This is a genomic window from Demequina sediminis, from assembly GCF_030296675.1.
In the GTDB taxonomy this organism is placed as follows: domain Bacteria; phylum Actinomycetota; class Actinomycetes; order Actinomycetales; family Demequinaceae; genus Demequina; species Demequina sediminis.
The window spans coordinates 1,946,049-1,972,704 of record NZ_AP027736.1; the positions used below are offsets into that span (position 1 = coordinate 1,946,049).

Annotated in this window: 27 protein-coding genes and 4 pseudogenes; 17 read left to right on the plus strand and 14 right to left on the minus strand. The window is 72.0% G+C overall.

Translation table 11 applies throughout. From position 1 onward, the window contains the following. Window positions 1-45: 45 nt before the first annotated feature. From QUE44_RS09950 to QUE44_RS09965, 4 genes are all read right to left on the minus strand, one after another. Window positions 46-1,203, minus strand: a complete 1,158-nt coding sequence (locus tag QUE44_RS09950) for a DNA topoisomerase IB (RefSeq protein WP_286214368.1) — start codon at window positions 1,201-1,203, stop codon at window positions 46-48. Then, window positions 1,200-2,747, minus strand: a complete 1,548-nt coding sequence (locus QUE44_RS09955; RefSeq protein ID WP_286214369.1) for an FAD-dependent monooxygenase — start codon at window positions 2,745-2,747, stop codon at window positions 1,200-1,202. The genes QUE44_RS09950 and QUE44_RS09955 overlap by 4 nt, the downstream gene beginning before the upstream one ends. 81 nt (window positions 2,748-2,828) lie before the next feature. After that, window positions 2,829-3,497: a hypothetical protein gene (locus tag QUE44_RS09960; RefSeq protein WP_286214370.1), complete on the minus strand. Its 669-nt coding sequence runs from the start codon at window positions 3,495-3,497 to the stop codon at window positions 2,829-2,831. Then, a complete protein-coding gene (locus QUE44_RS09965; RefSeq protein WP_286214371.1) occupies window positions 3,410-3,877 on the minus strand; it encodes a hypothetical protein in 468 nt (155 codons plus the stop codon). The genes QUE44_RS09960 and QUE44_RS09965 overlap by 88 nt, the downstream gene beginning before the upstream one ends. Before the next feature lie 80 nt (window positions 3,878-3,957). On the opposite strand from QUE44_RS09965, the gene QUE44_RS09970 reads away from it, so the two are divergent. From QUE44_RS09970 to QUE44_RS09985, 4 genes are all read left to right on the plus strand, one after another. After that, window positions 3,958-4,824: an ATP-grasp domain-containing protein gene (locus QUE44_RS09970; RefSeq protein WP_286214372.1), complete on the plus strand. Its 867-nt coding sequence runs from the start codon at window positions 3,958-3,960 to the stop codon at window positions 4,822-4,824. Window positions 4,825-5,226: 402 nt separating this feature from the next. Beyond that, window positions 5,227-6,297, plus strand: a complete 1,071-nt coding sequence (locus QUE44_RS09975) for a TerC family protein (RefSeq protein WP_286214373.1) — start codon at window positions 5,227-5,229, stop codon at window positions 6,295-6,297. Between the two features lie 129 nt (window positions 6,298-6,426). Further along, complete coding sequence (locus tag QUE44_RS09980; RefSeq protein ID WP_286214374.1) at window positions 6,427-6,561, plus strand: hypothetical protein; 135 nt, start codon at window positions 6,427-6,429, stop codon at window positions 6,559-6,561. A gap of 82 nt (window positions 6,562-6,643) precedes the next feature. Further along, the gene (locus QUE44_RS09985; protein WP_286214375.1) at window positions 6,644-7,114 is read left to right on the plus strand and encodes an SRPBCC domain-containing protein; all 471 of its coding nucleotides are present in this window, start codon (window positions 6,644-6,646) and stop codon (window positions 7,112-7,114) included. Between the two features lie 44 nt (window positions 7,115-7,158). Here the strand turns inward: QUE44_RS09985 and QUE44_RS09990 are convergent, their stop codons facing one another. Both QUE44_RS09990 and QUE44_RS09995 read right to left on the minus strand, forming a co-directional pair. Further along, window positions 7,159-8,145 (minus strand): MalY/PatB family protein, encoded by a 987-nt coding sequence (locus QUE44_RS09990; protein ID WP_350226825.1) that lies wholly within the window; start codon window positions 8,143-8,145, stop codon window positions 7,159-7,161. A gap of 324 nt (window positions 8,146-8,469) precedes the next feature. Next, on the minus strand, window positions 8,470-9,135 hold the full coding sequence (locus QUE44_RS09995) for a class I SAM-dependent methyltransferase (protein WP_286214376.1): 666 nt from the start codon (window positions 9,133-9,135) through the stop codon (window positions 8,470-8,472). 62 nt (window positions 9,136-9,197) lie between these two features. Between QUE44_RS09995 and QUE44_RS10000 the strand changes: the two genes are divergently transcribed. From QUE44_RS10000 to QUE44_RS10020, 5 genes and pseudogenes are all read left to right on the plus strand, one after another. Then, a complete protein-coding gene (locus tag QUE44_RS10000; protein WP_286214377.1) occupies window positions 9,198-9,824 on the plus strand; it encodes a hypothetical protein in 627 nt (208 codons plus the stop codon). A gap of 251 nt (window positions 9,825-10,075) precedes the next feature. Next, window positions 10,076-10,422, plus strand: a pseudogene (locus QUE44_RS10005) (copper chaperone PCu(A)C). Continuing rightward, window positions 10,419-11,681 (plus strand): Dyp-type peroxidase, encoded by a 1,263-nt coding sequence (locus QUE44_RS10010; protein ID WP_286214378.1) that lies wholly within the window; start codon window positions 10,419-10,421, stop codon window positions 11,679-11,681. The pseudogene QUE44_RS10005 and the gene QUE44_RS10010 overlap by 4 nt, the downstream one beginning before the upstream one ends. 25 nt (window positions 11,682-11,706) lie before the next feature. Continuing rightward, on the plus strand, window positions 11,707-12,339 hold the full coding sequence (locus QUE44_RS10015) for an RBBP9/YdeN family alpha/beta hydrolase (protein ID WP_286214379.1): 633 nt from the start codon (window positions 11,707-11,709) through the stop codon (window positions 12,337-12,339). Further along, window positions 12,336-13,235, plus strand: coding sequence for a phosphotransferase (locus QUE44_RS10020; protein WP_286214380.1), 900 nt, complete (start codon window positions 12,336-12,338; stop codon window positions 13,233-13,235). Before QUE44_RS10015 ends, QUE44_RS10020 begins: the two co-directional genes overlap by 4 nt. 18 nt (window positions 13,236-13,253) lie before the next feature. On the opposite strand, the gene QUE44_RS10025 is transcribed toward QUE44_RS10020, so the two are convergent. The 3 genes and pseudogenes from QUE44_RS10025 to QUE44_RS14160 form a co-directional block, all read right to left on the minus strand. Next, on the minus strand, window positions 13,254-13,598 hold the full coding sequence (locus tag QUE44_RS10025) for a hypothetical protein (RefSeq protein ID WP_286214381.1): 345 nt from the start codon (window positions 13,596-13,598) through the stop codon (window positions 13,254-13,256). A 9-nt stretch (window positions 13,599-13,607) separates the two neighbouring features. Beyond that, entirely contained in the window at window positions 13,608-14,186 is a 579-nt protein-coding gene (locus tag QUE44_RS10030) for a siderophore-interacting protein (RefSeq protein ID WP_286214382.1), read from the minus strand. A gap of 5 nt (window positions 14,187-14,191) precedes the next feature. Beyond that, a pseudogene (locus QUE44_RS14160) lies at window positions 14,192-14,386 on the minus strand (hypothetical protein); the annotation flags it as partial. Between the two features lie 219 nt (window positions 14,387-14,605). Between QUE44_RS14160 and QUE44_RS10035 the strand changes: the two are divergent. From QUE44_RS10035 to QUE44_RS10065, 7 genes are all read left to right on the plus strand, one after another. Then, the gene (locus QUE44_RS10035; protein ID WP_286214383.1) at window positions 14,606-15,172 is read left to right on the plus strand and encodes a GNAT family N-acetyltransferase; all 567 of its coding nucleotides are present in this window, start codon (window positions 14,606-14,608) and stop codon (window positions 15,170-15,172) included. A gap of 45 nt (window positions 15,173-15,217) precedes the next feature. Continuing rightward, entirely contained in the window at window positions 15,218-16,117 is a 900-nt protein-coding gene (locus QUE44_RS10040; protein WP_286214384.1) for a phosphotransferase, read from the plus strand. Window positions 16,118-16,158: 41 nt separating this feature from the next. Further along, the gene (locus tag QUE44_RS10045; protein ID WP_286214385.1) at window positions 16,159-16,572 is read left to right on the plus strand and encodes a DUF6174 domain-containing protein; all 414 of its coding nucleotides are present in this window, start codon (window positions 16,159-16,161) and stop codon (window positions 16,570-16,572) included. 63 nt (window positions 16,573-16,635) lie between these two features. Beyond that, window positions 16,636-17,115, plus strand: coding sequence for a cation:proton antiporter regulatory subunit (locus QUE44_RS10050; RefSeq protein ID WP_286214386.1), 480 nt, complete (start codon window positions 16,636-16,638; stop codon window positions 17,113-17,115). Window positions 17,116-17,118: 3 nt separating this feature from the next. Continuing rightward, window positions 17,119-18,366: a cation:proton antiporter gene (locus tag QUE44_RS10055; protein ID WP_286214387.1), complete on the plus strand. Its 1,248-nt coding sequence runs from the start codon at window positions 17,119-17,121 to the stop codon at window positions 18,364-18,366. A gap of 117 nt (window positions 18,367-18,483) precedes the next feature. Then, complete coding sequence (locus QUE44_RS10060; protein ID WP_286214388.1) at window positions 18,484-19,824, plus strand: MFS transporter; 1,341 nt, start codon at window positions 18,484-18,486, stop codon at window positions 19,822-19,824. 15 nt (window positions 19,825-19,839) lie between these two features. Next, entirely contained in the window at window positions 19,840-20,346 is a 507-nt protein-coding gene (locus QUE44_RS10065) for a GNAT family N-acetyltransferase (RefSeq protein WP_286214389.1), read from the plus strand. Here the strand turns inward: QUE44_RS10065 and QUE44_RS10070 are convergent. The 5 genes and pseudogenes from QUE44_RS10070 to QUE44_RS10090 form a co-directional block, all read right to left on the minus strand. Beyond that, window positions 20,336-21,124, minus strand: a complete 789-nt coding sequence (locus QUE44_RS10070) for a type IV toxin-antitoxin system AbiEi family antitoxin domain-containing protein (protein ID WP_286214390.1) — start codon at window positions 21,122-21,124, stop codon at window positions 20,336-20,338. The genes QUE44_RS10065 and QUE44_RS10070 overlap by 11 nt on opposite strands. 449 nt (window positions 21,125-21,573) lie before the next feature. After that, window positions 21,574-23,898 (minus strand): 5-methyltetrahydropteroyltriglutamate--homocysteine S-methyltransferase, encoded by a 2,325-nt coding sequence (gene metE / locus QUE44_RS10075; protein WP_286214391.1) that lies wholly within the window; start codon window positions 23,896-23,898, stop codon window positions 21,574-21,576. 168 nt (window positions 23,899-24,066) lie between these two features. Further along, window positions 24,067-24,387 (minus strand): annotated as a pseudogene (locus QUE44_RS10080) (GNAT family N-acetyltransferase); the annotation flags it as partial. 166 nt (window positions 24,388-24,553) lie between these two features. After that, a complete protein-coding gene (locus QUE44_RS10085) occupies window positions 24,554-24,991 on the minus strand; it encodes an OsmC family protein (RefSeq protein WP_286214393.1) in 438 nt (145 codons plus the stop codon). 44 nt (window positions 24,992-25,035) lie between these two features. Next, a pseudogene (locus QUE44_RS10090) lies at window positions 25,036-25,922 on the minus strand (methylenetetrahydrofolate reductase). Window positions 25,923-26,054: 132 nt separating this feature from the next. Here QUE44_RS10090 and QUE44_RS10095 point away from each other — a divergent pair. Beyond that, window positions 26,055-26,624 carry a DNA-3-methyladenine glycosylase I gene (locus tag QUE44_RS10095; protein ID WP_286214394.1) on the plus strand — a complete coding sequence of 190 codons (570 nt, stop codon included), beginning with the start codon at window positions 26,055-26,057 and terminating at the stop codon, window positions 26,622-26,624. The last annotated feature ends 32 nt before the right edge of the window (window positions 26,625-26,656 follow it).

The window sequence follows — 26,656 nt, forward strand, 5'->3', positions numbered from 1 at the left end:
GCGGCACATCGTGTGGCGGAGAGTGGCACGCCGCGCAAAGCACGCTCAGGCGCGTGAGCGGTCGCGCGCCCTTCCCACAGGCCCCGACGACACCTCGCGCGCGGCGGCCCTGATCCGTCGCTTCGCCGCCTCCGGCGAGCGGGTCAACAGGTCGAGCACGGCCGCCTCAAGGGCATCCTGAGCGTGCTCGGGCCTCTCGCCTGGCACCGCCTCGCCACCGGTCACGCCCAGGCCCTCGACACCGAGGGCATCCACCACGGGAGCCAGCGACACCCCGTCCTCCCACAGGTCCACGACGCGCGGATCGACGTAGGACGCGCGCGCGACCGCGGGGGTGTTGCCGAGCGCCTCGGCCACGTCCCTCATCACGCCTGCCACCGCGCGCTTGCGCGCCGTCGGGCTCAGGTCTGCCGCCGGAGCCAGAGCGCCCAGCCCGCGCGCGGCGACCACGGTGCCGTGCCACGTGCGGAAGTCCTTCGCGGTGGCCTCCGTCGCGAGGCGCTCGCGCACGTACGCGTTGATGTCGGCGCTGGTGATGTCGCGCCACACCACGGGCGGCCCGTCCTCACGCCACGCGAACAGCTCGGCTTCGCCGTCACGGCGCCGCTTGAGCGTCGCCAGCGCATCCGCGCAGGCAGCGTCCTGGAGGACCAGCCTGCGCTCGCGACCGTGCTTGGCGACGTACGAGAACTCGAGGGAGTCGGCGTCGATCCTCACGTGGTCGCGTCGCAGCGTCGCGAGTCCGTACGAGCCATTGTCCGCGGCGTAGCTCTCCCCGCCCACACGAAAGAGACCCAGGTCCAGGAGCCGAAAGCACACCGCGAGCACATGCTCCCTGGACATGTCGGCGCGAGCCAGATCCTCCGCGACCGCGGCACGGGCCGCGGGAAGGCGGCGCGCCACATCGAGGATGCGGTCGTGCTTCTCGCGATCCCTGTCCTCACGCCACTGCGGGTGGTAGAGGTATTGGCGGCGCCCGGCATCGTCCGTCCCCACCGCCTGGAGGTGACCGCGGTCAGACTCACAAATCCAGACGTCCGTCCATGCGGGCGGAATCGCGAGTGCCTCGATGCGTGCGCGTACGGCGGCGTCCCGCACCGTCGCGCCGTGGCGGTCGCGATACGAGAAGCCCTTGCCCGAGCGCACTCGCCCGTAACCGGGCCCCGAGCAGTCCGAACGATGGAGCCGCACCCGGCGGCTCATGGGACCAGCCCCGTGGCGCGGGCCGCGGCGGCGAGGTCGGCCGCGGTGGGGCCACGCAGCACCGCCGCGACGTGCCGATCCGGCCGCACGAGCAGCACGTGGCCGCGGCGGAGGCTCCGGCGCAGACCTCGGCGCGCCTCACCGGAGTCGACGACCACCGTGGCGAGTCCGTCGATCGCGGGCGGGTCGACCCCGATCCCCACGACCGCCGCGCGACCGCCGAGCAGCGACGCGAGCCTCTCGCCCGAGCGCAACACGGCGTCAGGCACGCGGCGCCCCACCGCCCGGCGGGCGCCCCACCACCCACCGCCGAGCAACCGCCCGCTGTGCCGGCTGCGGTAGCGGAGGTCTCGCATCGACAACCGACGGGTGAGGAGGCGCGATGCGGTCCGCGACCGCAGCAGGATCCGCATGGCCCAGAATGCGGCGGGCCGGGTCCACACCGGAGTGCGGAACTCCAGCAGGGAGTTGAGGTAGGCACGGCGGCGCACCGCGGTCGCGATGTCGCGGCGCTCGCGGTCGTAGCCGTCGAGCATGAGGTCGGGATCCGCGCCCTCCACTACCGCGGCCAGGGTCCACGCGAGGTTCTCCGCGTCCTGCAAGCCCTGGTTCATGCCCTGGCCGCCCGCGGGCGAGATGAGGTGGGCGGAGTCTCCCGCGAGGACGATGCGGCCCACCCGGAAGCGCGGCACCGCCTGCTGGTAGAGGGTGGTCTGGGACTGCCACGTCACCCGGTGAGCGCGTTCGCCAAAGAGCCGGTTCACCGCGGGGGCCAACTCCTCGACGGGGACGTCGGGGCGACGCGGCGGCGGCCCCTCGGTCGGCAACGACACCGGCACCGGATCCGAGGGCATCGTCATGAGCACGCGCCAGCGGCCCGGCTCGAAGCGCAGCGCGGCCAACAGGCCACGCCGCGTGGGGTCGATGCGAATCGGCTCGAGGCCGCCGTCCTCGAGCTCGACGTCGAAGACCAAGAGGTTGACGGTGATGATCTGACCGCGGTGCCGCATGCCAAGTCCCTCGCGCACCACCGACCGCGAGCCGTCCGCCGCGACCAGATACGAGCCGCGAAGCTCCCTGACCCCGGCATCGTCCCTCACCACCGCGACCACGTGGTCACCCTCGTCGCGCGCGGACAGGCACTCCGCTCCGACCACGGTCGCGAGCGGCTCGGCCGTGATCGCGTCGCGCAGCAGGCGCTCGGTCGAGGCCTGCGGCAGGAGCACGATGCCCGGCATCGCCGACTCGGCCTCGAGCGGCGAGAAGTCGAGGGAGAAGATGGGGCGTTCGGTGCGGATGTCGGCGGGCGCGACACGGGCGCGCCGGTCGCCCTCGGCGAGGAAGGGCTCCACGAGGCCCCAATCCTCGAGGATCTCGAGGGTGCGCCCCCAGATGCCGAAGGCGCGCGATCCGCGCGGCGTCGTGAGGTCGCGCTCGATGACCGTCGACCGCACCCCGTGATGCGCGAGCCCGAGCGCGAGGGTCAGCCCCACGGGGCCTCCGCCCACGATCAGGACCTCGTCGCCCTCAGCATCGGTGCTCACGCGTCACCTCCCACCGGATACGACACCGCGCGCGCCCGCGCCATTCCGCGGTCCCTTCGCGACGCTCAGGACTCGGAGCGCCTACTCGACCACCAGCTCGACGCTCTCCTGAGACTCGGGCCCCGTCCAGCACACGGCCGCGAGCGCCCCAGGCGACTGCGCCGTTCCTGTCACGCGCGCGTCCTCGGCGGGACCACACAACCCGCCCGGCAACGACGTGGCCTCGACGAGGCGCCATTGGTCGGTCACCAGGTCGATGACCACCCACGTCCCTCCCGCCGAGGCGAGGAACTCGCTTCCCGCCGCGCGCTGGATCAGCATCACCGCGACGGTGCCGTCGTCATCGAGCCACACCTCCGCGCCCACGTCGCCGTGGGAGTCCACCCCGCCACCCGTGAGCAGGCCCCCGATCGCGCGCTGGGCCGCGAGCGCCTGGAACTCGCCGTCCCCCACGTAGAGGAACAGCGACTGCACGGTCGAGCGATACGAGTACCCCGCCCACAGCACCGTGCCGTCCGCGAGGTCCCTCACCGGCGCGACGGAGAAGACCCGGCCTCCCTCACCCCAGCGCTGCAGGGGAGGCACCGCGCCAGCGCCCCAGTCCTCCACCACGAGCCCGTCCTCGAGTTCGATCTGCACCACCTGGTAACCGTCTCCGCCGGTCAGGCGTGCCGTCCACGCGAGGCGCGCCGCCAGGTCGAACGCCACGACCTCGACCTGCACGTCCGTGCGTAGCTCGTAGAGCAGCACCAGGTCACCCTCGGGCGGCGACAGGTACAGCGCCTGCGCCGTCCCCCGATCGGCGCGCCATCGGTCTCGACGCGCCGCGTCTCGACCACCCACGTGTCGTCGACGCAGTCCCACACCGCGTCGGTGAGCAGGCGCGCCTCGGGTAGTCCCTCGGCCTGCTCCGCGACCGGCGGCTTGGCGTCCTCCGGCAAGTTCACCCAGTGGCACGTGCCATCCCCCGTGGGAGTGGCGGTGGGTGTGGACGATGCCGTGGGAGCGGGCGCCGCGGCCGGTGAGGCGGCGTCGAGGACGCGCACGACAGTCAGGTACGCCGTGAAGCCCAGAGCCGCCCCGGCAACTAGCGCCGCACCGACCGCCAGGCCCCGCTGCCACCGCGCCATGGCCACCCCCTTGTCGCGACGCTATCGCCGGACGCGGGCATCGTCCCGGCGCCACTCCGGCACCGGCTACCGTGAGTCGCATGACCGCCCGCATCGCCATCGTCACCACGCGCGACCTGCCCGTCCCCGATGCCGACGAGGACCTGCTCCTGCCCCATCTCCCCGAGGCCGCGCTGGTCGCGTGGGAGGACCCCGGCGTGGACTGGGCCGCCTTCGACGTCGCGATCCTGCGCAGCACCTGGAACTATCACGACCGCCTCGACGAGTTCCTCGCCTGGGCCCGCGCGACCGCCGAGGTGACGCGGCTGGTCAACCCCGTGGCGACAGTCGAGTGGAACACCGACAAGCGCTACCTCGCGGACCTCGCTGCCGCGGGGATCCCCGTGGTTCCCACGACCTTTGTCTCGCCGGGAGAACGGGTTCCGGCCGATGCCGTGGTCGCCCTGGGCGGTCACCTGGTGGTCAAGCCGTCGGTGGGCGCCGGCTCGAACGGCGCGAAGCTGTTCGACGGGGACGCCGCCGGGGCTGGTGCGCACGTCGCTGAGCTCCATCGCCAGGGCAAGGTGGCGATGCTCCAGCCCTACCTCGCCGAGGTCGACACCGCGGGCGAGACCGCGCTCATCTACCTGGGTGGACGCTTCTCGCACGCCGCGCGCAAGGCCGCGATCCTGTCGCGCGACATGTCCTGGGAGACCGGGCTCTACGCCGACGAGAAGGTCGCGGCGACCGTGGCCACGCCTGCCGAGCGCGCCCTCGCCGACCGCGTGATCGCGGCGCTGCCCGGTCTCGGCCACCCCGACCTCGCGTATGTGCGAGTGGACCTGTTGCCCACCGCGGAGGGGCCCGTCCTGCTCGAACTCGAGCTCACCGAGCCCAGCCTGTTCCTCGCGCTGGGCGAGGGGGCGCCCCAGCGGGCGGCGGAGGCCTTCCGTGCGCTGCTGACCTGACGCCTCCGCGCCCCGCCCCCCGCCCCGCCCCGCCGCAGCCCCGGCCTCCCAGCGGCTCCGCCACACCGAATGTCGACTCCGCCACACACCGGTCGGCGTGTCGTCGGCGTGTCGCGCTCCGCAAGCCGGATCTGAGGCCAGATGCGCCCGCGGCGTGTGGCGGAGCCGCGGAGGTGGTGGCGGCCACCAGCGCGCGAGGCGTGTGGCGGAGCCGCGGAAAAGGTGGAAATCGCGGAGTAGGTAGCCACCAGCGCCCGCGTGACCTACTGTTATCCCCCGAGGGGAGTACTTCCCAAGTTTCGTCCCGGTCAGTACGAGGTCTTCGTGGATCTCCCGGGCGGACGCCGCGTCCTCGACACGGCGAAGGAGACCTCAGGCGCTGACCCGTACCTGAGGAGACCCATGTCCCCGCTTGTCCTCGAGACCACCCCCGCCCCCGCGGCGCTGGAGTCGATCGCGACCCCCGGCCTGTGGTTCGGCACCATCGCAGCCGTCATCGCACTGCTGGTCTTCGACTTCGTCGTGACCCGCAAGCCCCACGAGGTCTCCTTCAAGGAGGCCGTGGGCTGGTCCGCGTTCTACATCGCGCTGCCGCTCGCATTCGGCGGCTGGGTGTGGGCCGCGCACGGGTCCGAGATCGGCGTGAAGTACTACACCGGGTACATCGTCGAGAAGTCGCTGTCCGTCGACAACCTCTTCGTCTTCATCCTCATCCTCAGCGCCTTCGCGGTGCCGCGCATCCTCCAGCAGCGCGTCCTGCTGATCGGCGTGGCCGGCGCGATCATCCTGCGCGGCGTGTTCATCGCGCTCGGCGCGAGCCTCATCGCGACGTTCGACTGGACCTTCCTGCTGTTCGGCGCGATCCTGCTCGCCACCGCCGTCAAGGTGTTCCGCGACGCGCAGAGCACCGAGGACGAGCACGTCGATCCCAGCAACATGCGCATCGTCAAGATGATGTCCAAGGTGTTCCCCGTGACGGGCGAGTACCACGGCTCCAAGGCCACGGTCACGATGAACGGTCGCCGCGCGCTCACCCCGCTCGCGCTGGTGATGGCCGCGATCATCACCACGGACGTGGTCTTCGCGGTCGACTCGGTGCCCGCCGTGTTCGGCATCACCTCCGACCCCTACCTGGTGTTCGCGACCAACGCGTTCGCGCTGCTGGGCCTGCGCGCGCTCTACTTCGTGCTCGAGGGCGCGCTGTCGAAGCTGGTCCACCTGGGCTACGGCCTGTCCGTGATCCTCGGATTCATCGGCATCAAGCTGGTGCTGCACTGGGCGCACGGCGTGTGGCCCGGCGTCCCCACCGTGCCCACCACGTGGTCGCTGCTGGTGATCGTGGGTGTCCTCGCGGTGACGGTCGCCACGAGCCTGCGCGCCTCCAAGAAGGCGGAGCTCGCCGCCCTCCAGGAGGAGCACCCCGCATTCATCGACCCCACCCCCGGCCCCGGTCGCCCCGGACCGGGCGCGTAGGCCCGGCCGGGGCATCGTTCCTGCGGGGACGATGCCCCGGCCGCCTTCGCGGGGAAGGTCTCGCGGGGCAGTGGCGTTGTCGCCACCGGAGGTACACACATGAGACGACGATTCGGACGCTGGATCTTCATGGCCATTGCCATCCCCCTCGCCGCCGCGGCACTGGGGAAGATCGCGGAGCGGGTCGAGGCCAGTCGCGGCCCCGACTCGAAGATCGCCAAGGGCCTGCGCATGGGCAAGGGAGTGCTCCGGCCGGGCACCTAGTCCCCACGGGTTGACGCGCGACCTCCCGGATACCAGGCTGGAGGCACGGGCACGGTGCCCGGCGCCTGCCCGGGAGGTCGCAATGGACATCACGTTCGAGGTGCCCGCGGAGCCGCCGGTGCTGGCGCAGACCGCCCGCCTGGCGCATCCGGTGTCGCGCGTCTGGACGGCGTATACCGAGCCGCTCTTCGTCAAGCAGTGGTGGGCGCCGCACGGCTACACCAACGGCGTGGTCGACATGGATGTCGAGCCGGGCGGGGCGTGGCGCGTGGTGCAGGCGGACCCCGAGGGCAACACCTTCGCGTTCTACGGGCGCTACGAGCGCGTCGAGCCCCGCGCTCTCCTCGCCTTCACGTTCGTGAGCGAGATCTTCCCCGACGTCCTCACCTGGATGCGCGTCGACATGGGGGCGACGGCGGCGGGCACCATGGTCGTGACCAGCCACCGCTTCCCCGACGACTACCACCGCACGGGCTTTCTCAACCTGGGCGGGGTCGCGCGCATGCGCGAGGCGAGCGAGCGCCTCGACGCGCTGCTGCGCACCATGGCCTGACCTACGCACGCCGCGGCTCGACAGCGGCTCGACCGCGGCAGACCCTACTGCTGCGGGAGCACGCTCGCGATCCGGCGCACGGCCTCCTCAAGGATGGCCGGGCTGGTCGCGATGTTGAGGCGCGCATGCCCCTCGCCCCCCGTGCCGAAGTCGAGGCCCCTGTTCAGCGCGACCCGACCCTTCTCGAGGAGCACCGCGGCGGGGTCCTCCCCGAGCATCGTCCCGAATCCCAGCCACGTCAGGTAGGTGCCCTCGGGGACCGTGTGGGTCACCCCGGGCAGGTGGGCGGCGACAAGGTCGCGCACCAGGAAGCGGTTGCGGTCGAGGCCGGCGAGCATGCCGTCGAGCCAGTCGCCGCCGTGAGCGTAGGCGGCCTCCTGCGCGATCGCACCCAGGTGCCCCGGGCCGTGATGCTTGCCCGCGCGGAACGATGCGAGGGCCGCCGAGCCCGGGCCGCCCACGAGCAGCGCGGCGGGCATCGCGGCAAGGTTCCACGCCTTCGAGGCCGCGTGCAGCGCGAGCCCCGTCGGATCGACGTCAAGGTACGGCGTGAAGCGCGAGCCCTCGAGGACGATCGGCGCGTGGATCTCGTCCGAGACCACACCCACCCCGTAGCGGGCGGCGAGGGCGGCGACGGACTCGAGCTCGGCGCGCGTGTGGACCGTGCCGCCCGGGTTGTGAGGGTTGCACAGGAGGTAGGCGGCGCGGCGCCCGCCCGTAGTCGCCTGCTGCATGGCCCGCTCGATCGCGTCCAGGTCGAGGCGCAGGTCCGCGGTGAGCGGCGCCTCGGCGATCTCACGCCCGGCCTGTCGCAGGTACGAGAAGAACGGCGGGTAGACGGGCGGGTTGACGATCACCGCGCCGCCGAGGTCGGTGAGCTCGACCAGGGCATCCACATATCCGAGGATCACGCTCTGCACCGGGGTGACATCCGCGGGGTCGACGCGCCAGCCCCACCGCGCGGCGGCGAAGGCCGCGAAGGACTCGACATAGGGCGTCGAGCCGGGGTAGCCCATGTCGCCGTCCCGCACCGCGCGCTCGAGCGCTTCCCGGATGGGGGTGCCAGGTCCACGTCCATCTCCGCGACCCACAGCGGCAGGACATCCGGGGCGTAGTAGCGCCACTTGGCGGACGTGCGCTCGCGGAGTCGCTCGAGGGGGACGATGAACGGGTCGGCGGTCATGGGTACGAGCCTAAACGCGTAGTCGGGTCGGACGGCGCAGGATGGATGGTGTGCACTGCCGACTGTGGCGCCGAGCACAACGCCAGCTGAACCGTCCCCGGCTCCCATCAGCCTCGGCGCACTACGGACGCACCGGCGACGCGTTGGCGCCGCCGCGGACAACGGCCCCCGACTACTCGACGGGCCTCTCCCACGTGAGCGTGTAGCGCCACAGCAGTTCGCGCGTGAACTCGGCGCCAGGCAGGAGCCGTGCGGCCGCCTCCTCGACGTCGCGGAAGGTGTGCGGCGCGGGCCAGACGCAGTCGCAGCCGTGATCCCAGTAGCCGCGGAACAGCCGGTGGAACTTGTCGACGAAGGTCGCCCACACGTCGCGCGGGAGGTCCTGCGGCCAGCTCGACTTCGCCATCCCCACCACCAGCAGTCGGCCGCCGGGGGCGACCAGCTCGCGCAGTCGCGTGAGGCCCTGCTCGAGCTCGAGATGGTGAAGCGTCGCCGAGACGGTCACCACGTCGAACTCGCCCAACTCCTCGGTGAGCACGTCGCCCACCCGATACGTGATGGACGGGGACTGCGCCGGCGGCTCGTCCTCCGAGTCCAGCAGGTCCACCGTGTGACCCTGCGCGCGCGCACGCGTGATGGCCGCGGGGTTCGCGTCCACGCCGGTCACCTCGAGGCCGCGGGCCGCGAGCTGGCGAGCCAGGTATCCCTCGCCGCAGCCCACGTCGAGAGCGGTGCGCGCGGACTCGGGGATGATGGGCACCAGTTCGCGCATGTAGTGGATGTTGTAGTTCCACCGCTGGTGGTCGGGCCGCTCCTTCGCGGGCGTCTGCTCCGTCATGTGTCCATTGTCGCCTGCCCCAGGTAGGACCTCTGTCCCCCGTGCGTGCGAGAATCGGCGGCGTGAGCGAGGCAGGCGTGAGGCTGGCGCGCGCGGCGGGAGCGGCCGCGCTGTCGACGCTGTCCGCGTTGGGCCTGCACGGCCTCGCCGGCGGACACGTCCCCACCGCCGCCGCGGTGCTGGTGCCCCTCGCGGGCTCCTTCGCGGTCGCCGTGCAGCTGGCGGGGCGTCCGCTGGGCCGCCTGCGCCTCGCCGCGATCGCCGTCGCCAGCCAGGTGTTCTTCCACGCGACGTTCACGCTGGGCGCCGGGGCGCCTCTGGCGGCGGATTCCGCGACCACAAGCCACGCCGGACACGCGGGACACGCCGCCCCTGCCGGCCACGCCGCGCCCTCCCTCGTGACCGCCACCGCCGGCGACCACGCCGCCTCGATGCCCCTGGCCCACCTCGGTGCCGCGGTGATCACCTACGTGGGGATTCGTCGTGCCGCCACGCTCATCGACGCGCTCGGCTCCCTCGCGGCGCTCGTCGCTGAGGCACTCGCCGCGGCGCTGCTCGCGCGCCCCACGGCCGCCCGGACGGCGCCCGTCGCCGCCCGCCACGGCATCGTCCCCTCACACGTCCCCGCGCCCGCCCGGCGCGTCTGCCTCACGCTTCCCGCGCGGCGCGGGCCTCCCCTGCCGGTCTGAGATCTCGCATCGCCGGCACCCCGTCCGGCGCCCCTTTCAGACCACCCGCGCGGCCGCGCCCTTCGCGCCGCCGCGCACCCCACCACAGGAGAGTCATGTTCACTCGTCCCCGTCGTACCCTGCCCGCGCTCGCCCTCACGGCGGCGCTCGCCACCGCGCTCACCGCGCCCCTCGCCGCCTGCAGCGCGGACTCGCCCGCAACCGCGATGCTCACCATCACCGACCCCTGGGTCAAGACCGCCGAGTCCGGCATGACCGCCGCCTTCGCGACCCTCACCAACCCCACCGACGACGACCTCACGGTGACCGCTGCCACCACCGACTCGGCGGCGATGGTCGAGCTTCACGAGGTGGTCGACGGCGTCATGCAGGAGCGTGACGGCGGCTTCACCGTCCCCGCCGGCGAGTCGCTCACGCTCGAGCCGGGGGCCTCCACCTCATGCTCATGGAGCTCTCCGGGCCCATCGTCGCGGGTGACACCGTCGCGTTCACCCTCGAGCTCGCGGACGGCAGCACGGTCGACCTCACCGCCACCGCGAAGGACTTCGACGGCGGCGAGGAGGACTACGAGGGCGGCATGGAGTCGCACTCGTCATGATGGCCTCCGCCGGACACTCGGACCGGCGCCGTCCCAGCCGGCGGCAGCTCCTCCTCGGAGGGGCCGCCGCCGGCGCGGGCGCCGCGGTCACCCTGGGCGCGGAGCGCGCCGGAGCGCTGCCCGGCTCGACACCGGCGCCCACCGCCGATTCCGCCGGCCTCAACGGCGAGCGCACCGTCCCGTTCCACGGCCCTCACCAGGCCGGCGTGACCGCCAGGCCGGGCGCGCACGCGACCTACCTGGCCTTCGACCTGCTCCCCGACACGGATCGGGAACGCTTGCGCGCGTGGCTGAGCCTGCTCACGGACGATGCCGCCCGCGTCACCCAGGGCCGCGGCGCGCTCGCGGACCTTGAGCCCGAACTTGCGGTGCGGCCCGCGGGCCTCACCGTGACATTCGGCCTGGGCCGCGAGGCAGTGCTGCGCGCGGGCGCCGAGCCACCCGACTGGCTGGGCCCCCTGCCCGCGTTCACGATCGACCGGCTCGAGGATCGCTGGTCGGGCGGCGACGCCATGGTGCTCCTCCATGGCGACGACCCCACGGCGATCAGCCACCTCGCCCGCATGCTGGCGCGCGACTCGCGATCGTTCGCGACCGTGCGCTGGCGCCAGGACGGCTTCCGTCGCGCCTACGGCTCGGACCCGAGCGGCACCACGATGCGCAATCTCTTCGGGCAGGTGGACGGCTCGTCCAACCTCGGGCCGGAGGACGATGCCTTCGGGGCGACCGTCTGGGCCGGCACCGAGGCGCCGGGCTGGCTGCGCGGCGGCACCTCGCTAGTGCTGCGACGCATCGCGATGAATCTCGAGGGCTGGGACGAGGTGGGCGTCGAGGGGCGCGAGGCCGCGGTCGGCCGGCGGATCGCGGACGGCGCTCCCCTCACGGGCGGCACGGAGCGCGACCCGCTCGACCTCGAGGCGAAAGGACCGGGAGGGTTTACGGTCATCAATCCGGCAGCCCACGCGGCCCGTGCGCGCGTCGAGGACCCGGCCCAGGGCATCGTCCGCCTGGGGTACTCCTACGACGTCCCCGTCGAGCCCGGCGCCCTCGACGCGCGCGGACGCCCCGCCGTGTCCAACGTGGGACTGCTGTTCGGCTCGTGGCAGCGGGATGTCGCGCGGCAATACGTGCCGATGCAGCGGCGCCTCGCGGAGGCCGACCTCCTCAACACGTGGACCACGCCCATCGGATCCGCGGTCTTCGCGATCCCTCCCGGCTGCGAGCAGGGAGGATTCATCGGCGAGACCCTGTTCGCGTGAGCCGAGTGCGTGTCACCATGAGCGGATGACGCGCGTCCTTCTCCTCCACGGATTCGAGCACACGCGGCCGCGGACCCACTGGATGTGGTGGCTCGCAGAGAGCCTGCGCGGGCGGAGGGTGCCCGTCCAGTACCCGCAGCTGCCCACGCCGCACGCCCCCTCGCTCGAGGAGTGGGCGTCGCTCGCGCGCGCCGAGCTCGAGATGCTCGGGGACGGCGAGCGCGTGGTCGTCACCCACTCGCTGGGCGGAATCCTGTGGCAGCACGTCGCGAGCGAGGCCGTGCGCCACGCCCACCCCGAGCTCCTCGCTGACCGCGTGCTCATGGTCGCGCCGCCTCATCCCAGCCGGCTCACCGGCGCGCTCGCGCCGTTCGCGCTCGACGGCACCGAGGCCCCGGCGCTCGCGCGCGTGGCCCGCGACACGCGCATCGTCGCCAGGGAGACCGACCCCTACCGGCCCGGCCCCGCGGGAGACCTCGCCAGAGACTGGGGGCTGGCCGTCCATGTGCTTCCCGGCGCGGGCCACCTCAACCCCGACGACGGCCACGGGCCGTGGCAGGCGGTGCTCGACTGGGTGGTCGGTGGCGGGAGCCGCAATGCGGGTGCAGGCGACGTCGAGTGGCGACTCGGGGAGGGCGCCCGTAGCCTCGACGCATGAGCTCAACGTCGTGGTCATCCCCCGCCGCCGAGCTTGCCGTCACCCCGGCCCTGGTGCGCGCCCTCCTCGAACGGGAGCATCCCGATCTCGCGGGCCTCGCCCTGGGCGAGACGTACGAGGGATGGGACAACGTGACGATGCGCGTGGGCGACAGTCTCGCGGTGCGCATCCCTCGTCACGCGCGGGCCGGCTCGCTCATCGAGCGCGAGCACGTGTGGCTGCCGCGGCTCGCGGCCGCGTGGACGTTCGCGGTGCCGGCTCCCGTGCGGATCGGCGCGGCCTCCGCCGAGGTGCCGTGGCCCTGGGCCGTGGTGCCGTGGATGGCCGGCGACTCCGCATACGACACGCCGCTGTCCTCACGGGGAGCCGTGGACCTCGGCCGCGCGCTCGCGCAGGTTCACGCCCCCGCTCCGCCCGATGCGCCGCGCAATCCCTTCCGCAGCGCGCCTCTCGCGGACCGTGCCGAGCGCTTCGATGATCGCGTCGAGAGGCTCATCGACCTCGGCGTGCCGATCGATGCGGACCTCGCGCGCGCGCAGTTCCGCACGGGCGCGGTGCGACGCCGGCCCATCGAGACGTGGTGTCACCTCGACCTCCACGGCGCGAATGTGCTCACCGAGTGCGGCCGTCTCGCGGGGATCCTCGACTGGGGCGACATGGGCATCGGCGACCCAGCGACCGACCTGGGCCAGGCCTGGTGTCTCGTGGGAAGCGCGCGCATGCGCGACCTCCTCAAGGGCTACGCGGACGCGGTCACGCCGCTCGACGAGTCCGCGATGCAGCGGATCCGCGCCGAGGCGCTCGCGTTTGCGGTCACGCTCGCGTCCTTCGACGAGCAGCCGTACGCGGCCGCGGGCCGCGCCGCGCTGGTCGACCTCGACGTCGTGCCCGGCTGAGACCCTTTCGCACCCAGGTCAGCCGCGCCGGTACTCCACGACCTCCGTGACCTCGCGCGCGTCCGCCGGCCCCGCCTCGTAGCGCACGGGCATCCCGGGGTGCGCGAGCGCGAACCAGAAGGTCGCCGCCGAGCCCTCGCCCACGACCCCGTAGCGCAGGCACTCGAGCGGCCCCATGGGGGTGTCGAGCGTCACCTCGTGATCGTCGGGATCGCGGAAGACCGTGACGTCGCGCTCGATCACTCCGTCGCGGTGAGTGCGCGTCTGGACGGTCCAGCCGTCGGGCGTCGCCTCGCGGATCTGCTCGGCGGTGAAGGGCGTGGGCGCATGCTCGGGGTCGAGCAGGTGCCCCATCGTCGTCATGCCTCCAGGCTAGACGCCCATGCGCTGCAGGAAGGGCTCGAGCTCGAGCCAGTTTTCCTCGTCCGAGCGGTCCTCGCGCCACAGCGCCGCGTACTGCGCCTTGGTCTCGTCGCTCGCGGACTCCCAGACGCGCAGCGCGCGCTCGAGGTCGGCGTGCCAGTAGCCCACGATGCGATAGTGCGTGAGCGGCAGCGCGAACTCGCGCCGCAGCAGCTGCCGGATTCGGCGCGAGTGCACCGACTCACACGCGACCCAGATGTACGCCCCCGCGGCGGGGTCGAGCTGGTCGCCCGCGAGGTCGACCAGCAGGTCCTTGAGGATCGACGCCCCGCCGCCGTTGCCGCCCACGCGCCACTCGACCGCGGCCTCGGCCACGGTCGCCAGGTCCCTGGCATCGGCCATGTCGGCGAGCTCGATGATGACGCGGAAGGACTCCTCCTCACGGGCCTCGGCGAGAATGCGGGCGATCGCGGGCAGCGCGGTCGCGTCGCCCAGCAGTACGCGGGTGCGTGGGCCTGCAGGGGGCCGTAGTAGGCCTTGGGCTCGGAGACCGCGGTTCGATCGCCCACCCGGGCGCCGCGCGCCCACGTCGCGCCAGGCCCGTCGCCGTGGAGGAAGATCTCCATCTCGAAGCCGTCAGGGGTCACGTGACTCACCGTGTAGTGGCGGGAGTCGTGACCGTCGGCGTCCATGGTGTCCGCGCCCACCTCGACGTGCACAAACTCGTCGGGGCGACCGGTCGACTGCCACGCGGAGGGCTCATCGAGACGCAACCCAATACGCATCATGTGGGGCGTCACCTGCTCGACCGAGGCGACGGTCGCGGCGTGGCTGGTCTCCATGGGGCTCCCTCCCGTGGGCGGCGCGATCGCGCTCGAAGTAAGGTGAGGCTCACCTCGCCGCCCAGTGTAAACCACATCCGCAACGCCTGTGTTGCCTAATTGCACCCCGGAGGTTGCCTCGCGAATTGCTGGGGTAACAGTGTGATATCCCACTATCGTGAGGCCGTGGCCTTCGCACCGTTGCACACCGAGCGTCTTGTGCTCCGCCCCTTTACCGAGGCGGACGCCGAGGATTTTGCCACGCGCCGCTCGGACCCCGAGACCGCGATGTACCAGGCCTGGCGCGTTCCCTACTCCGTCGACAAGGCGCTCGCCCTGATCCGCGAGTCCGCCGCCCACGACGGCCCGGTCCCCGGCGGCTGGTACCAGCTCGACGTCGAGCGCCGCGCCGACGGCCGCACCGTCGGCGACGTGGCCGTCTACCTGCATGAACACGGCCACACCGCGGAGGTGGGCTACACGCTGCATCCGTGGGCGCGCCGGAAGGGTTACGCGACGGAGGCCACAGCCGCGCTTATCGACTACCTGGTCGACACCGCGGGCGTCCACCGCATCGAGGCCGCGACTCATCCCGACAACTCTCGCTCGATCCTGGTGCTCGAGCGCCTGGGCTTCCTGGCCGAGGGCGTTAAGCGCGAGGCGTACTGGGTCGAGGACGAGGTCTCGGACGACGCGATCTTCGGCCTCCTCGCCCGCGAGTGGCGTGCGCGACGCAACGCGATGCGGCTTTAGCCTCACCCGTCCGCGAGCGCCGCGTCTGCCAGTAGGGTGAGCGGCATGTCTGACGGAACTCGCTCCGGCAAACCGCTGGTGGTCACCGACGATGCGATCCGCGCGCTCGTCGACGATCAGTTCCCGCACCTCGCGGATCAAGAGCTGGGCCGGCGCTACACGCTCGAGGACCACTTCGCGATCAGGATCGGCGACCACCACGGCGCGCTCTTCCCCCGCTATGTCGACGACGACTTCCTCTTCGCGAGGGCCGCGGACCTGCTCGCCCCTCACCTCGAGCGGTGGACCTTCCCCGTGAGCGCCCCCACCGCGACGGGTCGCCCCGGGCACGGCTACCCGTGCCACTGGACGCTCGTCGACTGGGTCTCAGCGTCGACCGCGGGATTCGTCCCCCTTCAAGGTGAGTCCGCGGGCCTCCTGGGCGCCGCGCTGCGTCAGATCCACACGCCCGCCCCGCCCGCCTCGCCCGCGAACCCCCGCACCTCGCCGCGCCTCGCGGACCTCCTTCCCGAGTGGGAACGGCTCCTTGCGGGCGCCGTGCACCGCGGCGCTCCCGAGAACCGCGTGCTCGACGTCGACGCCGCGACCGCCATGTTCCGCGACGGCGTGGACGCTTCCCTCGACGCAGGGTGGTCATGGACCCACGGGCGCATCGAGCCGCGCGCCCTGATGTCGGACCGCGGACACTTCTGCGGCATCCTCATCTGGCAGAACTTCGGCGCGGGCGATCCCGCCGCGGACCTGGGCGGCGCCGCGACCGCGATCCCGCTCGAGATGCTCGCCGACCTTCACGCCGGATACGGCGGCGTCTCCCCCACCACCGCACGCCGGGCGCGCTCGTATCAACTGCTCGCCGCGCTCGGCTATGTCGAGATCGACGATCCGTTCCTCGCGCGCCTGGCGTGGGAGCGGATGATCGAGCTGGGGCTCGTCGGCGAGGCCTGAGGTCTGAGGGCTGGGGAGCAACGATGCGGCGATGGGGGGCCATGGCGAGGCGAGGGGCACTCGTGGTGGCCGTCGCGCTCGTGGCCGGATGCGCATCGTCCCCGCCTCCCCCGTGGAGCGAGCCCGCCGACTACACGTACGACGCCACCATCGAGGTGTTCGGCCCCGCCTCGGGCCAGTGGCGCGTGACCGTGCGCGGCGGCGATGTCACCGAGGTCGAACCCCTCGATGACGTGGCGCGCTTCTCCGACGTCGACGGGGGCGCCACGACGGAGGACTTCCTCACGTTCGCCGAGTATGAGCAGATGTACGCCGATGCCGTGGCGGGCGGCGCGGCCACCGCGCGCCTCACGCGGGACGAGTCCGGCGCGCTCTCACGCCTCGAGGTCGACATGAGCGCGGACGCTCAGGACGACGAGTTCACGGTGGTCGTCACGGCGGTCGAGGTGCCCTGACACGTCGACCGCGCGCGGGCCACCCGTAGCCCGGTCGCGCCCCCGCGTGGGAGAGTGAGCGCCATGGACATCTTCGAGACCCCGCTCCCCGGAGTCGGCGTCCGCTACGAGTTCACCGCCGAGGGCGGCGACCACGTGGGCGTGGTGGTGCGACGTGACGGCAAACGCGACATCGCGATCTACGACCGCGAGGACCCCGACGCGTGCCGTGGCACGGTCGAACTGTCCGAGGGCGACGCGGGAAAGATGGCGGAACTCCTGGGCGGCACGAACATCATCGCGCGCCTCGAGGACCTCAAGCACACGATCGTGGGGCTCGCGATCGAGTGGGTGACGATGCCAGCCTCGGGCGGGCTCGTGGGGCGCACGCTGGGGGAGGGTCGCATCCGCACCGTGACCTCCGCCTCAGTGGTCGCGGTCATCCGCGGCGACCAGGGCATCCCCGGCATCGAGCCGTCGTTTGTCTTCGAGGCGGGCGACACCGTCCTGGTCCTCGGCTCCGACGAGGCCGTCGACCGCGCGGCGCACATCCTGACGGGCTGAGCCATGCTCGCCGCGACCCCACCCCTGGCGGGCATGGGCCTGTTCGCGGCGAGCCCCCACGGTTCGGGCGAGACCGCGACCGTGCTCATTGAGCTCGGCATCGTGTTCCTCGTCCTCGCGGTCGTGGGGCGCGTCGCCTCGCGGATCGGCATCCCGTCGATTCCGCTGTACCTGCTCGCCGGCCTCCTCATGGGCAAGGGCGGCTTCATCCCGATCAGCGCGGGCGAGGACTTCCTCGCGACCGGAGCACAGATCGGGGTGGTGCTGCTCCTGCTCCTCTTGGGGCTCGAGTACTCACCCGACGATCTGCGGGTGGGACTGCGGACCTCATGGAAGGCGGGACTGCTCGACCTCGCACTCAACGCCGTTCCCGGCTTCGCGGTCGGCCTCCTGCTCGGCTGGTCGGTGACGGCCTCGATCCTCCTGGGCGGCGTCACCTACATCTCCAGCTCCGGCATCGTCGCCCGCCTGCTCGACGACTTCGACCGCCTCGCCAACCGCGAGACCCCCGTGATCCTCAGCCTGCTGGTCATGGAGGACATCGCGATGGCAGTGTTCCTGCCCATCCTCGCGGTGTTGTTGGTGGGGGCGAGCGTGATGCAGGGGGCGATCGCGGCGGCGATCGCGATCGGTCTCGTCTCGCTTGCGTTCCTCTTCGCGCTGCGCTTCTCGCGCCACGTCTCGAAGGTGGTGCATTCGCATTCGCGCGAGCTGCTCCTCCTCGGCGTGCTGGGGCTTGCCTTCCTGGTCGCGGGGCTCGCCGAAGCCGTGCAGGTCTCCGCGGCGGTCGGCGCGTTCCTGTTGGGCCTCACGCTGTCGGGCAACGTCGCGGATCAGGTGCGCGGGCTCATGCCGCCGCTGCGCGACGTGTTCGGCGGGATCTTCTTCGTGTTCTTCGGGATCGGCATCGACCCCCGCGACCTCGCTCCCGTGCTGCTGCCCGCCCTCGCGCTCGCGGTGCTCACCGCTGTCACCAAGACGTACACGGGCGTGTGGGCGGCCAAGCGTGCCGGGATCGGACCCAAGGGTCAGTGGCGCGCGGGGCTGTCGCTCATCCCGCGCGGCGAGTTCTCGATCGTGATCGCGGGGCTCGGCGTGACCGCGGGGATCGAGCCGCTCCTCGGCCCGCTTGCGGCCGCGTACGTGCTCATGCTCGCTGTCGCCGGGTCGATCCTCATGCGTTTTGCGGACCGGATCCCGGCCCCGCCCGGGCTGGTCTCCGCGCGGTCACGGTCCCGCCCACGCGTGTGAGAACATGAGCCGTTGTCCCTGTGAGGCACCGCCCGGGGACGATGCGCCGGCCACGTCGCGCAGTTGGCGTGGCGCGCGATGACGCGCAACATCTCAGTTTCGCTGTGAGGTTTCGCCATGCTCTCTCCGTACCGCGGCATCCTCGCGTTGCCCGGCGCCCGCGCGTTCACCGCGTGGGGCCTGGTCGCGCGCATCCAGATGGGGCTCACGGGTCTCGCGACCTTCCTCATGGTGCAGATCGAGTACGGGAGATACGAGTACGGCGGGCTCGTGCTCGCCGCGATCGCGGTGTCCTACGCGGTGATCTCGCCGCAGGTGGGCCGCCTCATCGACGCGCACGGCCAGTCGCGCGTGCTGCGCTGGGGGTACGCGATCGCGATCCTGGGCCGCGTCGCGATGATCGCTGCCGCGCTCACGCATCAGCCGCTGTGGGTGTTGCTCGCGATCGCGCCGCTGTTCGCCGCGGGCGGCACGCAGTCGACCCACACGCGGGCCAGGTGGACGCATGTGGTGCCCGACAAGCACGCGCTCAACACCGCGTTCTCCCTCGAGTCTTCGCTCGAGGAGGTGCTGTTCATCGGCGGGCCCGCGCTCGCGACCATCCTCGCGACGCAGGTGAGCTCGTGGCTTCCGTCCGCGATCGCGGTGGTCACGCTCGCGATCGGCGGATACGGGTTCCTCGCGCTGCGCGCGACCGAGCCTCCCGCGCGCCGCGCGGATGCCAGGCGCCGCCAGGCCGCGCATGCGCACGGCACGGCGCTGGTCATCGACGGCAACCTGCCGCGCATCGGCCTTCCTCCCCAGCCGCGGGGGCTCCGCCGCTACCGGGGAGCGCTGCGGGGGCACCTGCTCGTCACCACCCCGGCACTCGTCATCACGACCGCGATCTTCGCGACCCAGGGGGCGATGTTCGCCTCGGTCGACGCCGCGACCGTCGCGTTCGCCGAGGAGCTGGGCCACAAGGAGTGGTCGGGCCTCGTGCTCGCGGTGTGGGCACTCGGCTCGCTCGTGGGTGGCCTCGCGTACGGCTCTCGTGTGTGGGCGCGCACGCTCGCGTCGCGACTGCTCTGGGGCGTCACCGTCACGGGAGTCGGCGCGGTGTCCTTCATGTTCGCGCCGGGGCTGGTCGCGCTGGGCGTGATGATGTTCCTCACGGGACTCGCGATCGCCCCCACGATGGCCGTGGGCGACGGAGTCACGCACGCGCTGGTGCCGCGCTCTCGCCTCACGGAGGGCATGACGTGGACGCGCACCGGCATGGACCTGGGCGTGGCGGCGGGCGCGTGGATCGGCGGAGCGGTGATCGACCGCACCGGCTCCCACGGGGGCTTCGTGGTCACCGCGGTCGCGGGAGCGCTCGGGGTGGTCATCGCGGTGAGCTCGTGGCGCTACCTGCGGCGCAAGCGCGCATACGACGAGCAGGTCACGCGCGACCCGTCGCTTCCCGTCGCGGCCTGACCCGATAATGGGCGAGTGATCCGTGACGCCGACCCCGCCGCAGACGCCGCCCGTCTCGCCCAGATCTACGACCACTACGTGGTCCACGACACGGCCACGTTCGAGCTCGATCCGATCGGTGCGGAGGAGATGGCGTCACGCATCGCGCGCATCCAGGCGCGCGGCCTGCCGTGGATCGTCCTCGAGAGGGACGATGCCGTGGCCGGGTACGCGTACGCCGGCCCTTTCCGCGACCGCGTGGCCTACCGGCACACGCTCGAGGCCACCGTCTATCTCGCACCGGAGGTCAGGCGTGGCGGCCTGGGAACCGAGCTGTATGCGGCGCTCATCGAGCGGCTGCGCGGGTTGTCCGCGGGCGAGCACGCCCCGGTGCACTCGGTGATGGGGGTGGTGGCGCTGCCGCACCCCGGCTCGGTGGCGCTGCACTCCCGCCTGGGCTTCCGCCACGTGGGAACGATCGAGGACGCGGGCTTCAAGTTCGACCGATGGATCGACGTCGGCTACTGGCAGCTCACGCTGTGAACCACGCGTCCGGCCACGGCCTCTCGTAGGAGCGGCGCTCGGCCGCGCTGTGGCGGCGCTGGTTCTTCGCGACCGCCAAGAATGCCCGGTAGTCGCCACCCAGGAGGAGGCGCCTCACGATGGGGCGCGTCTCGCCCCACACGTCCATGCGCGCGGGACTGTGCAGGAGGTCGAGCGCAGTCTGGTTCCTGCTGGTCATCAGCGGGCGGCACAGTTGACCGGGCAGATCCTCGAGTTCGGGGCCAGCGTCCTCGCGGTCAGGCACCTGTGAATACCACCACGGACTGCCCAGGCAGCGCTCAAATCGCTGGTGAAAGACGACACTCGCGCGGAGCGCCGGCAGCTCGAGGCTCCGCGTCTGGCGGGGCACGGTCACGTGGACGATGCCGCGAGCGGCGTTGGCGGCGCGGTGGAGGGACGCGGCGGTGATGCCGCATAGGTACGGCGGGGCCGCGGGCGGCGCGGGGTGGCGGCCGTGGCGGGCGACGGCGATCAGCCATGCGACCTCGACGACGCGGGGCCGCCACTCGGGCCCGGCGTCGAGCGGGACCGCGACGTGCAGTCCCCGAGCGACGGTGACGATGAGTCCGCGCGAGCGGGCGTCTCGGAGCACGCGGTCCGCGCCCTCGCGGACGGCGCGCACGTCAGCGGTGGCGAATAGGGGATAGGCGAGCGGAGTGAGCTCGGCGCGGGGACCCACGATTGAGTGCCAGTCGGCGACGCGGGCCAGGGGAGCGCATCCCAAGATCTCTCCCCAGCGCTTGCGCATTTCATGCACGAAGCGTCACCCCTTTCGCCAGCCCTTCAACCCCACCGGACGCCCGGTCGAACCGCGTCCGGGCGACCCGATCACCAGACTGGTCAGCGAAGGTGACCGGGGCATCGTCACCACGCACTCCGGTGGACGCGCACCGCGCTCCCCAGGGTCGGGGACATCACCCCGGGCGCCCCACACCCCAAGCCCCCACGCTCCCAGCCCTCACGCCCGAAGCCCCCACGCCCCGCGCCGCTTCGTGCATGAAATGCGCAAGGATGCCCCAAAGGTGTGCGCGGGGGCCGGGGGCATCGGCCGAGCGTCGTGCATGAAATGCGCAAGGAGCGCGGAAGGGCACTCCCGGTGGCGAGGCATTGACACGCGCAGGACGGGCTCGAACCCGGCACCTGCCCGTAGACGCGGACGGCCCGACCCCCTCTCGGGAGTCGGGCCGTCCGTGAACCGTGGCGGAGTTACCCGCGGACCGCGCGCGTCGCCTCCATCATGTGCTCGAGCGACGCGGTGGTCTCCGCGTACGCACGGGTCTTCAGTCCGCAGTCGGGGTTGACCCACAGCTGCTTGCCCGGGATCGACTCCTTGGCGAGCTCGAGGAGCTCGGTGATCTCCTGAGTCGAGGGCACGCGCGGCGAGTGGATGTCCCACACGCCCGGTCCGATCTGACGCTCGTAGCCGTGACCCTTGATCGCGGGAAGCACCTCCATGCGCGAGCGCGCCGCCTCGATCGAGGTGACGTCGGCATCCAGGCCATCGATCGCGTCGATGATCTCGCCGAACTCGGAGTAGCACAGGTGGGTGTGCACCTGGGTGTCGTCCTTCGCGCCAGCGGTCGCGAGGCGGAAGGAGTTCACCGACCACTCGAGGTACGCCGGCTGGTCCGCCTTCTTGAGGGGGAGCAGCTCGCGCAGTGCGGGCTCGTCGACCTGGATGATGCCGATTCCGGCATCCTCAAGGTCGCGGATCTCCTCACGCAGCGCGAGCGCCACCTGGTTCGCCGTCACGCCGAGCGGCTGGTCGTCGCGCACGAACGACCACGCGAGGATCGTCACGGGACCGGTCAGCATGCCCTTGACGGGCTTGTCGGACAGCGACTGCGCGTACGCGGCCCAGCGCACCGTCATCGGCTCCGGGCGGGTGACGTCGCCCCACAGGATCGACGGGCGCGTGCAGCGCGAGCCGTACGACTGCACCCAGCCGTTGACCGTCACGTCGAAGCCGTCGAGCAGCTCCGCGAAGTACTGCACCATGTCGTTGCGCTCGGCCTCGCCGTGCACCAGCACGTCCAGGCCCAGGTCCTCCTGGAGCTTGACGACCGACGCGATCTCGGCCTTCATGGCCTCCTCGTACGCGGCATCGTCGATCTGGCCCTTGGCCCACGCGGCACGCGCCTTGCGGATCTCGGGGGTCTGAGGGAACGAGCCGATCGTGGTCGTCGCGAGCTCCGGCAGCGCGAAGCGCGCGTCCTGAGCGGCCGCACGCACCGAGTACGCCGACCGGGACAGGTCCGCGGGCGTGACGGCGGCGAGGGCGTCCCGCACGTCGGCCTTGTTCGTGCCGGGGTGCGCCTTGCGCGAGGCGAGGGCGGCGCGCGCCGCCGCGAGGGCATCGGCCACCGCCTCCTCGCCCTGCTCGCGAGCCGCCGCAAGCGTCACGATCTCCGCAACCTTCTCGTCGGCAAACGCGAGCCAGCTGATGAGCTCCTCGCCCAGGTGCTCCTCGCCCTCCAGGGTGTGCGGCACGTGGAACAGCGACGTCGAGCTCGACACGGTCACGGTGGCGCCCAGCGCCTCGACCTCGCCGGCCTTGCGCAGCGCGGCGTCGAGGTCAGTGCGCCAAATGTTGTGGCCGTCGACCACACCCGCGACGACCGTCACACCCGACAGGTCGACACCAGTGGGAACCGAGCCGCGCACCAGGTCGATGCCGATCGCGTCGACGCCCGAGTCCTTGAGGACCGGGAGGGCGTCGTCGAGCGAGTTGTACGGCGCGGCCACGAACAGCGCGGGGCGGTTCGCGAGCGCCGCAAGTGAGCCGTACACGGTGGCGGCGTTCGCGAGCACCTCGGAGCGGTCGGCGTCGATGTCGGCGACCAGAATCGGCTCGTCGATCTGGACCCACTCGGCGCCGGCCGCCTTGAAGGCCTCCAGCAGGTTGCCGTAGACCTCGAGGACGTCGGCGAGGCGCTCGATGGGACGGAAGCCCTCAGGGGCCTCGTCGCTCGGCTTGGAGAGGTAGAGGAACGTCAGCGGGCCGGTGATAACCGGGCGCGTGACGTAGCCGGCGGCCTTGGCCTCGACGAACTCGTCGACCCACCGCGTGCTCGACAGCGCGAACTCGGTCTCGGGTCCGATCTCGGGGACCAGGTAGTGGTAGTTCGCGTCGAACCACTTGGTCATCTCGAGCGGCGCCTTGGCGTCGACGCCGCGCGCGATGGTCGAGTAGCCCTTGAGGTCCACCGAGCCATCGGCGGCGCGCAGGTCCGCGAAGCGCGTGGGCACGGCGCCCAGCGTCACGGCCGCGTCGAGCACGTGGTCATAGAACGAGAAGTTGCTCGGGATCGCCGAGCCGTCCGTGGACAGTCCCAGGTCGGCAAGGCGAGCGAGGTTCGCGAGGCGCAGGTCCTTGGCGGTCGCCTCAAGGTCGGCGGCCGTGGTGGCACCCTTCCAGAACGACTCGAGCGCCTTCTTCAGCTCACGCATTCGGCCGATGCGCGGGTAACCAAGGATGGTGCCGCCGGGGAAGGCGGGCGCAGGGGCAGGGGCGGTGTTCTGCTCAGTCATGGTTCCTCATGGAGGTTCGGTGCGCGGCGGGCTCGCCATTGCGCTTGGTCGACGCTGTCGATGCGCCGAGTTGCGCCGCGATTCTAACCCGCGAAGCCTCCCGCCGCCAGGGGCACGGTCCAAGAAGTGGACGGCGCGTCCCAAGGGATGGACAGTTGTCGGCGGCGGTCAGTGGACAGGCGCGTCGCGCATCTCCACGACCGCAAGGATCGCGCCCGTGCGGCTCGCTCTCTCGCCGCGACCGCTCACCACCATCCCGAGGCGCTCATACAGCGCGATGTTGCCCGGCTCATCCGCGCGCACCAGGCACGTGAGACCGGCGAGGCCACTCGCGTGGGCGTGCTCGCGCAGCGCGCGCACGAGCGCGCCCGCCCAGCCTTGACCCCTCGCCTCGGGGATCACGGCGAGGCGGCCGAAGTACAGCGCCCCGTCATCAGTCCGCTCGTGCTTGGCCGAGGCCACCACGACGCCATCGCGGCGCACGAGCGCGAGACGGGTGCCCGCCGCGACCTCCCCCGCAGGGACTCGACCGTCTCGGTCATGGCGCCCGAGGGCTGCCCGGTGCGTGCGTACTCGGTGAAAGCCGCGTGCATCACCGCGATGACCTCGGGCGCGGCCGCGGCGCCCGCGTCGAGGTCAATCGTGACGCGTCCGTTCACGCCCCCTGGCGCTCCGCCTCGATCAGGGCGACGGGAACGCCCTTCTCGACCGTGCGCGACACGGTGCAGTACTTCTCGTGAGAGGCGCGCAGCGCGGCGCCGATGCGCTTGCGGGCGGCGTCGCCCTCCTCGCCCTCGGGGAAGGCGAGGTCGAACAGCACGCGGATGTCCTCGAGGATGTTGGCGCCGTCCTCCGTCACGTACTGCGCGGACGCCGTGACGTCGAAGCGGTCGGGCTCGGAGCGGCGCGATGTCATGGCGTCGACATCCACCGACGAGCAGCCCGCGATCGCCGCGAGCAGGAGCTCGACGGGGCTCAGCAGGCCCTCGCCGCGCCCGAAGCGCAGCTGAGCGCCGGCGGCGTTGGTGGCGACGTAGACGGCCTCGGACTCACGGGCGAGCGTGACGGTGCGCGGAGATGAGGTGCGGGTCATGCGTCGATGGTCGCATGACCGCGCGCCGCGGCGGAACGCGCGCCTTAGCCGCGCACGAGTCCCATCGCGTCCACGAGCTCAAGGGCCGCGCGGTGCTGATTGAACGTGATGATGTGGATGCCGGGAGCGCCCGCGTCGAGCAGCCCGCGTGACAGGCGCGCGGCGTGGTCGACGCCGGCCGCACGGGCGGAGTCGTCGTCCTGAGCGGCCTCGAGAGCCGCGAACAGATCCGCCGGGGTCTCGACGCCGGTGAGCTCCTGGGCCCGGGTCGCGCGGCGCGCGCTCACGAGCGGCATGACCTCGGGGATGATCGGCATCTCGACGCCCTCGGCCGCCGCGTCCTCGACCAGCGCGGTGTAGTGCTCGACGCGGTAGAACACCTGGGTGATCGCGAAGTCGGCACCAGCGTCGCGCTTGGCGCGTAGCACGTCGAGGCCCAGCCGTCGGTATCGCTCGACGGCGTGCTGCGCGGGGAACGCGGTCACGCCCACGCTGAGGTCATCGAGACCGTGCCCATGCGCGACCTCACGCAGCAGGGCCACCAGCTCGGACGCGTAGAGCAGGCCATCGGGGTGCGGGCGCCAGTCATGCTGCCCCTTGGGTGGGTCGCCGCGCAGCGCGAGGAAGTCGCGAACGCCCTCCGCAAGGTACTCCTCGATGACGTGGATGAGCTCCGCGCGTGACTGGTCGACGCACGTGAGGTGCGCGAGCGGGGGATCGTGTGTCGTGCCGCGAGACGCTGAACCACATCGCGCGAGGCACCCCGCGTCGACCCCGACGCCCCGTAGGTGATCGACATGAAGTCCGGACCCGTGCGCGCGAGCAGCGACATGGTCTCCACGAGGGTCGACTCGGCGGCGGGCGTGCGCGGCGGGAACAGTTCGTACGACAGCGTGGGCCGACGCGCGGCGAGGAGGTCACGGATGGTCATGGCGCGCTCACCTTACCCGGCGCCTCCGCGCGCGGAAAGAGCCGATGTCCCCAGCGCCACGTGCCGCCGGGGCTGTCCCCCGCACGCCCGCGCGCCTCGCTCATCGTCGGACCCCCAGGCCACACTGGAGCCATGATCACCGAGACCAACGACCTCACCAGGTGCTTCGGCGCGGGCGACCCGCTGTACGAGCGCTATCACGACGAGGAGTGGGGCGTGCCCGTGCGCAGCGACGCGGAGCTCTTCGAGCGAATCGTCCTCGAGGGCGCCCAGTCCGGCCTCGCGTGGATCACCATCCTGCGCAAACGTGAGGGCTACCGCGAGGCGTTCGAGGGCTTCGACCCCGACGCGGTGGCCGCCTTCGACCAGGAGCGCATCGAGGAGCTCATGCTCAACCCGGGAATCGTGCGCAACCGCCGCAAGATCGAGTCCGCGGTGACCAACGCGCGCGCCGTGGTGGGACTGCGCGAAACCGGTACGACCCTCACCGAACTCGTGTGGCAGTTCGCGCCCGAGCCACGCCCCGCCCCACCCGCCTCATGGTCCGAGGTGCCCGCCTCGACGGCGGAGTCCGTCGCCCTCGCGAAGGCACTCAAGGCGGCCGGCTTCGTGTTTGTGGGCCCCACGACCATGTACGCCGCGATGCAGGCGTGTGGGCTCGTCGACGATCACATCGAGGGCTGCGTGAGCGCGCGACGCTAGCGATTGGTCGAAGTTGCCCACACCCATATCCA